This window comes from Streptomyces sp. NPDC049597 (genome assembly GCF_040675505.1).
In the GTDB taxonomy this organism is placed as follows: Bacteria; Actinomycetota; Actinomycetes; order Streptomycetales; family Streptomycetaceae; genus Streptomyces.
Window position 1 is genome coordinate 1 of record NZ_JBFAOY010000065.1, and the last position, 8,862, is coordinate 8,862.

Annotated in this window: 9 protein-coding genes and 1 pseudogene; 6 read left to right on the top strand and 4 right to left on the bottom strand. The window is 68.2% G+C overall.

Features of this window, described 5'->3' with window-relative positions; genetic code table 11:
* Nucleotides 1-258, top strand: a 258-nt coding sequence (locus AB0K02_RS33665; protein WP_365996416.1) for a hypothetical protein, incomplete at its 5' end; no start/stop codon positions are given.
* A 108-nt stretch (nucleotides 259-366) separates the two neighbouring features.
* Here the strand turns inward: AB0K02_RS33665 and AB0K02_RS33670 are convergent.
* Nucleotides 367-1,104, bottom strand: coding sequence for an ATP-binding protein (locus AB0K02_RS33670; RefSeq protein WP_365996417.1), 738 nt, complete (start codon nucleotides 1,102-1,104; stop codon nucleotides 367-369).
* A gap of 763 nt (nucleotides 1,105-1,867) precedes the next feature.
* Here AB0K02_RS33670 and AB0K02_RS33675 point away from each other — a divergent pair.
* The 4 genes from AB0K02_RS33675 to AB0K02_RS33690 all read left to right on the top strand — a co-directional run bounded on the left by AB0K02_RS33675 (nucleotide 1,868) and on the right by AB0K02_RS33690 (nucleotide 5,878).
* Complete coding sequence (locus tag AB0K02_RS33675) at nucleotides 1,868-4,063, top strand: carbon starvation CstA family protein (protein ID WP_365996418.1); 2,196 nt, start codon at nucleotides 1,868-1,870, stop codon at nucleotides 4,061-4,063.
* Nucleotides 4,064-4,077: 14 nt separating this feature from the next.
* The gene (locus AB0K02_RS33680) at nucleotides 4,078-4,284 is read left to right on the top strand and encodes a YbdD/YjiX family protein (RefSeq protein ID WP_365996424.1); all 207 of its coding nucleotides are present in this window, start codon (nucleotides 4,078-4,080) and stop codon (nucleotides 4,282-4,284) included.
* A 120-nt stretch (nucleotides 4,285-4,404) separates the two neighbouring features.
* Nucleotides 4,405-5,220, top strand: coding sequence for an AraC family transcriptional regulator (locus AB0K02_RS33685; RefSeq protein ID WP_365996419.1), 816 nt, complete (start codon nucleotides 4,405-4,407; stop codon nucleotides 5,218-5,220).
* A 37-nt stretch (nucleotides 5,221-5,257) separates the two neighbouring features.
* On the top strand, nucleotides 5,258-5,878 hold the full coding sequence (locus AB0K02_RS33690; RefSeq protein ID WP_365996420.1) for a LysE family transporter: 621 nt from the start codon (nucleotides 5,258-5,260) through the stop codon (nucleotides 5,876-5,878).
* 128 nt (nucleotides 5,879-6,006) lie between these two features.
* Here AB0K02_RS33690 and AB0K02_RS33695 read toward each other — a convergent pair whose 3' ends face one another.
* Nucleotides 6,007-6,621: an aminotransferase class I/II-fold pyridoxal phosphate-dependent enzyme gene (locus tag AB0K02_RS33695; protein WP_365996421.1), complete on the bottom strand. Its 615-nt coding sequence runs from the start codon at nucleotides 6,619-6,621 to the stop codon at nucleotides 6,007-6,009.
* Nucleotides 6,622-7,244: 623 nt separating this feature from the next.
* Between AB0K02_RS33695 and AB0K02_RS33700 the strand changes: the two genes are divergently transcribed.
* A complete protein-coding gene (locus AB0K02_RS33700) occupies nucleotides 7,245-7,664 on the top strand; it encodes an ankyrin repeat domain-containing protein (protein ID WP_365996422.1) in 420 nt (139 codons plus the stop codon).
* A gap of 23 nt (nucleotides 7,665-7,687) precedes the next feature.
* On the opposite strand, the pseudogene AB0K02_RS33705 reads toward AB0K02_RS33700, so the two are convergent.
* Both AB0K02_RS33705 and AB0K02_RS33710 read right to left on the bottom strand, forming a co-directional pair.
* Nucleotides 7,688-8,055 (bottom strand): annotated as a pseudogene (locus AB0K02_RS33705) (transposase); the annotation flags it as partial.
* 22 nt (nucleotides 8,056-8,077) lie between these two features.
* Entirely contained in the window at nucleotides 8,078-8,620 is a 543-nt protein-coding gene (locus AB0K02_RS33710; RefSeq protein ID WP_365996423.1) for a transposase, read from the bottom strand.
* Nucleotides 8,621-8,862: the final 242 nt, after the last annotated feature.

Sequence of the window (8,862 nt, forward strand, 5' to 3'; positions counted from 1 at the left end):
CAACCAGGCACCCACCGGCTCCAGCGTGATCTTCAGCCATGCGGACAACCCGACTGTCTCGGCTCCGCCCGCGGCGGCCGGAAGTTCCCCACCAGGGACCCCGTGAAGTCCGAGTGCGTCAAGCGCGGCCACGTTGCCAACGCCGACCCCGTCGGCGCCCTCGACGTGCTCAGGAGGGCTGGGTTGGTCCTGTCGACGCCCCGGCTGTCCGCGCCCCGGCCCCTCCTCGTCGATGCCGTCACCACACGGCACGGTTGAGCGGCCTGCCGTGAACGGCGCCCTTCGACCCGGTCATCGCGGCCAGCCTGGCGACTGCGACGCCGCCACACCCGCCCCGGTCGGCGGCGTTCAGTGACGTGACAGCCCTCAGCAGGAGTGGTGAGCCTCGGTTGTCAGTTCGGACCACACCAGTTGGCCGTGAGGGAGGCGAACGGCCCCCCATCGCGACGAGAGTGCCTCAACCTGGCCAAGGCCTCGCCCGTCGCAGGTCTCTCCGTCGGGCGCTGCCTGCTGCGGCAGGCTGCCGTCCCACCCCCGGCCGTGGTCGCCCACCTCGATGCGTACGGCACATCCTGCGACGACCCCAGGAAGAATCCTCAAGGTGCACCAGACGGGTCCAGCACCATGGCGGACGGCATTGGTGACCAGCTCGGAGACGATCAGGGCGGCAGTGTCTGCCAGTTCGAAGTGGCGCCGGTCCGTCAACCAGTCCATGGCCTGACGCCGGGCCTCACCTGGAGATTCCGGGCTGGGAAGAACCCATGTGCTGGTCGTTGCAACGGTGTCGGACGGGCGGGGGCTGAGGGTGGTCATCTGCGGCTCACAGTCGGGGAGTGCGGCCTGGCGGAGGTTGAGCTGTCCGCGTCCACGCGGGATGTCGGCAGGCCACATGGCGGTATCAGAGGGCCTTCGCACAGGAGTTGTCCGCGCCGGCCCCTCGACAACGACATTCCGAGAATGCTCGGGAATGTTGATGTCCTCGGCATAGGGGTACGGATGAGTAGAGTTCGAGACAGATGCGTGATCGGTCGCTGCCCAGGGGCCCTCCCTCTGCTCGAGTGCCACCGGCCGTGAAGCCGCGCGGCATTGGTCGCGTCCCGGCATCCGGCCAGCTCTGGACCTCGCTGCGACCGATCAGGGCTGAGGGCCGCAGCGAGGGGTCTTGTGGCGATCAGCTCCAGCGGATCCAACCGTTTCCCAGCTTCCATATGTGAGTTGCCGAAGCATTCCAGTCGGTTGACAGGGAATCCGCCCTTTCTCGCGTGCGGCCACCTCTACGGGCCTTGCGTTGCAGAAAGAGTGGAGGACGCGACGAGGAGAGCAGCCAGGCACACTCCGGTGCCACACGGGCCCCTCAGCTGTATCCAGGCACACGACGCCGAGGCGGAACGGTGCCGAAGCAGGTCAGCATCAGGCGGCACATGTCGCCGACCGTGTGTACCGCTGCCGCGCGCACGGCACAGGACGCCGACGCCGGCCGCGCCGCGGTCGTTCTGCCCCTGGCCGTCCGCGAGCGCGTGCACGCTGTCCGTAGCAGCCCGAGGTGGGGGTTCGTCTCTCCTGGTCCCCGCCCCGCCTGATGCGCCTCCACGGTTCAGCCTGGATCTGAGGGCGGGCAGACCTCCGCAACCCGGTGTCGCCGACGTGCCCACTCCCGTGGGCGCGCGGACCTTGAAGATCACCCGGCCGGGCGGCACCCACTTCGTCCAACAGCACCGTCAGGCGACGGGGTCCGGACGAGGCAGGTCCTGGTGGCGGCCTGTGGATCGTCACCGGGTGGTGCGCCGCGTACGCGGCTACGCTGGTGAACGGTCCCCCTGACCTTCCTGCGCGGTACAGGTGATCACGACGGGACGGGAGCCACCCCATGACAGAGCCAGCGCCACCGAACCCTTCCCGGCGGAGGATGAGCCCGCAATCGATGGCCATCTGGGTGATCGTCGCCCTGGCGGGCGCAGTCGGCTGGAGCGTGCTCGCCCTCGCTCGCGGCGAGGAGATCTCGGCCGTCTGGATGCTCGCGGCCGCTCTCGGCTCGTACGCCATCGCCTACCGGTTCTACGCGCGCTTCATCCAGTACCGCGTGCTCAAGGCCGACAAGACCCGCGCCACACCCGCCGAGCGGCTCAACAACGGCGTCGACTTCCACCCCACCGACCGCCGGGTCCTCTTCGGCCATCACTTCGCGGCGATCGCCGGGGCCGGGCCGCTGGTCGGCCCGATCCTGGCCGCGCAGATGGGGTACCTGCCGGGGACGATCTGGATCATCGCCGGCGTGATCTTCGCCGGCGCCGTCCAGGACATGGTCACCCTGTTCTTCTCCACGCGCCGCGACGGCCGTTCGCTCGGACAGATCGCACGTGACGAGATGGGCCCGTTCGGTGGCGCCGCGGCCCTGCTCGCGGTCTTCAGCATCATGATCATCCTGCTCGCCGTGCTGGCCCTGGTGATCGTCAACGCCCTGGCGCACTCGCCGTGGGGCGTCTTCTCCATCGGCATGACCATCCCGATCGCCCTCTTCATGGGCGTCTATCTGCGGGTGCTGCGGCCGGGCAAGGTCACCGAGGTGTCGCTCATCGGCGTCGCGCTGCTGCTGCTCGCCATCGTCGCCGGCGGCTGGGTCGCCGAGTCCTCGTTCGCCGAATTCTTCACCCTGGCGCCGAGCACTCTGGTCATCTGGATGGTGGCGTACGGATTCCTCGCCTCCGTCCTCCCGGTCTGGATGCTGCTGGCACCGCGCGACTACCTCTCGACCTTCATGAAGGTCGGTACGATCGTGCTGCTCGCGCTGGGCGTGGTGATCGCCCTGCCGACGCTGAAGATGCCGGCGGTCACCGAGTTCGCGGGCAACGGCCAGGGGCCTGTCTTCGCGGGCTCGCTGTTCCCGTTCGTGTTCATCACCGTCGCCTGCGGCGCGCTCTCCGGCTTCCACTCCCTGATCGCCTCGGGCACCACTCCGAAGATGATCCAGAAGGAGACCCAGATCCGGATGATCGGCTACGGCGCGATGCTGACCGAGTCGTTCGTCGCCATCATGGCGATGATCTGCGCCTCCATCCTCAGCCCCGGCCTGTACTTCGCGATCAACTCTCCCGCCGGCATTCTGGGCACCACCGTGGAATCCGCCTCCCAGGCGGTTGCCAACCTCGGCTTCACCGTCACCCCGGAGCAGCTGACCCAGGCCGCCAGGGACGTCGAGGAGGCCAGCCTGCTGTCGCGGACCGGCGGCGCGCCGACCTTCGCGCTCGGCATGTCGGACATCTTCTCCGCCGTGGTGGGCGGCGCCGGGATGAAGGCGTTCTGGTACCACTTCGCCATCATGTTCGAGGCGCTCTTCATCCTCACCACGGTCGACGCGGGAACCCGGGTCGGGCGCTTCATGCTCCAGGACATGCTCGGCAACCTCTACAAGCCGCTGAAGCAGGTCAGCTGGAAGCCGGGCGTCTGGTTCGCCAGCGCCGTCGTCGTCGGCTGCTGGGGCTACTTCCTCTGGGCCGGTGTGCACGACCCGCTCGGCGGCATCAATCAGCTCTTCCCGCTCTTCGGCATCGCCAACCAGCTGCTGGCGGCCGTGGCGCTCGCCGTCTGCACCACGCTTCTGATCAAGTCCGGGCGGCTCAGGTGGGCCTGGGTGACGGCGGTTCCGCTCGCCTGGGACGCCGCGGTCACTCTCACCGCAAGCTGGCAGAAGATCTTCTCGGGCGACCCCAAGGTCGGCTTCTTCGCCCAACGCGACAAGTACCAGACGGGCATCGAGGCCGATCAGGTGCTGCCGCCGGCGAAGACGATGGACGAGATGCACACCATCGTGACCAACTCGACCGTCGACGGTGTTCTCGCGGCACTCTTCGCCGTCCTCATCGTGGTCGTCCTCGCGGATGCGGCCAGAGTCAGCATGAAGGCGATCCGCGCCCCGCAGAGCATCCGTCTCGCCGAGAGCCCGTACGTTGCCTCCAAGCTGGTCGCGCCCGCCGGTCTGATCCCCACCAAGCAGGAGAAGGCGGAGCTGGCGGAGGTCGGAGCCGGTGGCGTGGACCCGGAGGCCGCGGAAAGGGGCAGGACGTGAGCCCCGTGGCGGGTATGACAGCGGTGAACGGCGTGCGACGCGTGGTCGACCGGGTCCGATGGTATGTGCGCGAGGTATCGGGCGAGTCGGTGTACGACCACTACGTCGCCCATGCCAGATCCCACGACCCGGGGGCGAAGGTGATGTCGCGCCGCGAGTTCGAGCGCAGCCGCATGGATGCCAGGGAGGCCGATCCCCGTGAGGGGTTCCGCTGCTGCTGAGCCGACAGCGACGCGAGGGGCAGTCTCAGAATCCGTTGTCGCACCGATCAGCGAGTTGCATGATCGAATAGGTTTATCGCCCCATTCAGCCAGGCCGCCGGCCTGCCGTACGCTCTGCGCATGCACGTTACGGATTGGGGCGGAGGTCAGCTGACGGTCGTGCGTCCCCCGTCGGGCGGGTTCCCGCGGCACAGCCACGATGAGTACGTGATCAGCGTCAACCTCTGCGGACTGGAGCGAGTCCGGCTGGATCGCACGTCGTTCGACGTGAACCTGGACGAGTTCACCCTCTACAACCCCGGCCAGGTCCAGTCGTGCACTACCCAGGTCCCGCCCGATGCGTCCTTCACGGCTGTGAGCTGGTACGTCCCGCCGGCGGTGGTGGAATCGCTGACTGGCGACGCCCCGGTCGACTTCCAACGGCCCGTCGTCCGCTCTCCACGCCTACGCGAGGAATTTCTCGCTGCGGCCAGAGCATTGCGCGAGCTAGCACCGGACGGACACCCTCCGCCCGCAGAATCCTCTGTTCCGATCCAGGAGCGGCTCCTGCTTGTGCTGTCGCGCTTGTTCGACCTGGCCGCAGGGCGGCGCGTGCGTGCTCCAGAACCCGCTGACGCCCGGATCGCCGCGGTGCTCGCCCGGCTCCGCACCGACCTGTCCGGCGCGCCGCGGCTGGCCGAGCTGGCCGACGAGGCCGGTATGTCCCGGGAGCATCTGATCCGGACGTTCACCCGGGCCACCGGCACCCCGCCCTACGCCTGGCACCTGTCGGCCCGGTTGGCCGAGGCGCGGCGCCGACTGCGCAAGGGGGAGCGCGTCGCCGATGTCGCTCACGGGCTCGGCTTCGCCGACCAGGCTCATTTCCACCGCCACTTCGCCGCGGCCTACGCCATCACACCGGGCCGGTACCGTCGGCTCTCTCAGATCAACATCTGACAAGACCGCACGGCCAGCCACCGCCACAGTGACCGTCATGACTGAGATCTTCATGGTGGCTCTGTGGCTGGGACTGGTGTTCAACGCGACGCCCGGCGCGGTGTTCAGCGAGTCGCTGCGGCGCGGAATCCGGGGCGGGTTCGGCCCTGCCTTCGCGGTCCAGGTCGGCTCGCTGGTGGGCGACGCCGTCTGGGCGGTGCTCGGCCTGGCCGGGGTGGGGGCGCTGTTCGCCGTACCGGCCTTGCGCGTGCCGCTCACCGTGGCCGGGTGCTTGTTGCTGGCCTGGTTGGGGGTGGCGGGCCTGCGCGACGCGCTCGCGCGAAAGGGGTTCGATCTGACGGCAGAGCCGTACGTCAAACAAGACCGCCAGGCCATGGCTGTGGGGGCGGGGATGTCGCTGGCGAACCCGTGGAACGTTGTCTACTGGTCGGGCGCGGCCGGCGGGGTGGGCACCGTGCTGGGCCCGGGCGGCGTGGCGGAGCTGGGTGTCTTCTTTGCCGGGTTCATGGCCTCCTCGATGCTGTGGTGCCTGATCGCGGCGGGGCTCATCGTGGTGCTGCGCAAGGCGCTGCCACCACTGGCCGTACGCGTACTCGAAGCCTGCTGCGGTGTCTCGCTACTAGGCTTCGCGATTCTTCAGCTGAGCCGACTCGTATGACGACGTATCTGCCATCGTTTTTTTGGGGGGCTACTCGGGTCGAAGCCGCAGGGGCGAAGGGCGCCGGCCGCCGTCGCTCCCGACGGCCCGAACGACGCTGACGGCAACTGCTGCCAGGTATCGCTCCATCAAGCCACCCAGTGCGGGTGCTCCGCATGCGCCGTGTGCAGTGGGCTGCCGTCCAGGGCGGCGGCGAGGCGTTCCGCTGCCTTGTCGTACACGTGCGGGGAGTGGACGCACGGTGCGCAGGCGATGTTCGTGGGTCCCGGGGTCCACGCCGAAGCGAGCTCCGCCCTCGATGCGGACTCCGTGGCTGAGGACGCGGTCGGCGAACTCCGAGGCGTGCGGGCGCCCGAGATCGACCCAGAGGGACAGACCACCCGGCTGACCGTGCCAGGACCATTCCGGAAGATGACGTGACAAAGCGTTTGAAAGCGCGTCACGTGTGTCCTCAGCTGCTCTCTCCGATCACTGAGCACTTCGTCCAAACGGCCCAGCAGTGCCAGGGCCAGGAGTTGATCAAGCACCGAACTGGCCATGTTCATGGTGATCCGCAGGGCGGCGAGCTCGGTGATGACCTGGGAGCCGGCCCGCAGCCAGCCGACTCGCAGGCCGCCCCAGCAGCTCTTACTCAGGGAACCGATGGTGATTACCTGGCTGCCCTCGCCGGGATGGGCGAGTGAGGCACAAGGGGACGTAGGCGGGACGTCGAGGGCGATGTCGGTGATGGTCTCGTCGATCACCAGCCACGTGTCGGCACTGCCCTGGCCAATTCGAGGTAGCCGAGTCGAGCGTCAGGTGGGCCTGTGATCAGTGCGGCGAGCTGCCTTCCGCCCAGATTGCGGTCCACGGTGCGGACCGTTCGCGCGCCTGCCATACCAATCCCTCCTTGTTGGCCCTGCTCTCCTGGCCAATGAGGCCACAGGCTGCGGATTGAAAGCGAATGGCCCGGGGATTGGTCTCCATGCACGTGTGCCGACACATAACCGATCGCGAAGAGCGTGACATTCAACGACGCCACGAAGAGCGCATCGCGGACCCCGTTCCCATCGGCGCGTGGATCCGGATTCTGCTCGCGACTGCGGCACGGTACGTCTGCGGCCGCCATGCGGAAAAGACGGGGCACCCCGTGTCGCGGCGGGGCGGGGGGCTTGCATGACAAGGAGTTCGGACGTGTCGCCGTCGGCATCCTGAGCAAGGGGTGGTCGAGGCGAGAGGGAGCCGGGCGGTCGAGCCCGAGATCAAGGCGTCCCACTCGTGCTCGAATTCTGGTCCCGCTCGTTCATCACGCGGGCTTCGGCGGTGGTCATCCCTTTGCGGGGGGGTGCCCCTATCCCTTCCGTCAAGCTCGGAGAGGATGGGCGTTATGGCGGATGGGGATCAGGGTCGGGACTGGATGGGTCGCACTTCGGTGCACTACGGCGCCTTGAACGAAGACGTTGCTGGCTTGAGGGCGGCCCTGGCGGATGGCGCCGAGCCAGGCCTTGCGGACAAGGCGGGAATGACGCCCCTGCATTTCGCCGCGCAGTCCCAGGCTGCGTCGGCCGCAGAGATCCTCCTGGCGGCTGGTGGGCCCGTGGATGTCGGCGACAGCAACGGCAACACGGCTCTGTTCAACGCGGTGTTCCACTACCGAGGTGATCCGGCGACGCTCCGGGTACTGCTGGAAGCCGGAGCCGATCCCGAGCAGCAGAACGCGAAGGGCGTGAGCCCGCGTGGTCTTGCCGACCTGATCGGCAACTACGACGTGGCCGTTCACGTGCCCGGCGCCGGGCAGAACCGGTAGGTGCTGGTCAGGCCTCCTGCCTCTCATGCGGCTGCTGGACGCGGCTCGTAGAAGGTGCCGTCTCGGAGCATCGCGAAGAGGACGTCGGCTCGTCGTCGGGCGAGGCAGAGGAGGGCTTGGGTGTGGTGTTTGCCCTGGTTGATCTTCTTGTCGTAGTAGGACCGGGGGACCGGGTCGGCCAGGGCCGCGAACGCGGACAGGAAGAAGGCGGTTTGAGCTGCTTGTTTCCCCGCCGGGACGGTTGCTCGCCGCGGATTGAGGAGCCCGAACTTCGCGTCGCCGGGGCAAGACCGGCATAGGCGGCCGGGTGGGCGGCGGACGGGAAGCCGCTGCCGTCGCCCACGTTGATGAGGATCCTGGCTCCGGTCCTGACGCCGATGCCGGGCATCGAGACATCCGATCGGTCTATGGCGTCAAGCCGAAATCGGTAGCGGGGTGGGGAAGGCGGTGTTCTCGTCGTAGTTCTGGCGTGTGATGAGACAGTGGTGGAGCTGGCCGAGGAGCCGGTTGAAGAGGTTGCGCAAGGCCGCTGTGTGCCGGTCCCCGGTGCCTCGGCGGCGGTCGTAGTGGCCGCGAGCTCCGCGGGAGCCGGACAGCGCGGCGAACGACCAGACGTAGCCGACTGCGGCCAGTCGCTGGTTCTTCACCTTGCGGTGGTTGACGATCAAGCTCTTGCCAGAGGCTCTGGTGATGGGGGCCGAGCCTGCGTATGCCTTGAGCGCCCGGCCGTCGGCGAACCGGGACCGGTCGTCGCCGATCTCGGCCAAAATGCGGGCTCCGGTGAGTTCACCCAGGCCGGGGAAGCTGGTGATGATCTCAGCGTCCTCGTGCTCGGCAAACGTCTCGGCGCATGTGGTGGCGAGATCGTCGGCTGCCTGGGCGGCGGCATCGAGTTGCAGGACGAGTGCCCTGACCTGCTGGCCGAGGGCTTCCTCGACGCGCGGGAGCTGACGCATGTGTGGCTCGCGCAGGACACCGGCGAGGTGCTCGGCCCGGGTCTCGATGCGGCGCTGGCGGCCGGCCTTGCGCAGAAGGGACCGAAGCCGTGCCTTGCTCAGCGCGGCAGCTGCGGCAGGAGTGGGAGCTGCGGAGAGGACGGCCCGGTGTCGGCGTACTCGCCTATGTGCAGAGCCGCGTACGGATGAACGTGCAGAGCAAGGAGACCTGCGAAGCGCGAGCGTCGTGGTCCGAGATGATG

Bases quoted from the DNA above. Each gene is read 5' to 3' on its own strand.
- AB0K02_RS33670 (WP_365996417.1), bottom strand. From the start codon at position 1,104: ATGCCGGGACGCGACCAATGCCGCGCGGCTTCACGGCCGGTGGCACTC.
- AB0K02_RS33675 (WP_365996418.1), top strand. From the start codon at position 1,868: ATGACAGAGCCAGCGCCACCGAACCCTTCCCGGCGGAGGATGAGCCCG.
- AB0K02_RS33680 (WP_365996424.1), top strand. From the start codon at position 4,078: ATGACAGCGGTGAACGGCGTGCGACGCGTGGTCGACCGGGTCCGATGG.
- AB0K02_RS33685 (WP_365996419.1), top strand. From the start codon at position 4,405: ATGCACGTTACGGATTGGGGCGGAGGTCAGCTGACGGTCGTGCGTCCC.
- AB0K02_RS33690 (WP_365996420.1), top strand. From the start codon at position 5,258: ATGACTGAGATCTTCATGGTGGCTCTGTGGCTGGGACTGGTGTTCAAC.
- AB0K02_RS33700 (WP_365996422.1), top strand. From the start codon at position 7,245: ATGGCGGATGGGGATCAGGGTCGGGACTGGATGGGTCGCACTTCGGTG.
- AB0K02_RS33710 (WP_365996423.1), bottom strand. From the start codon at position 8,620: ATGCGTCAGCTCCCGCGCGTCGAGGAAGCCCTCGGCCAGCAGGTCAGG.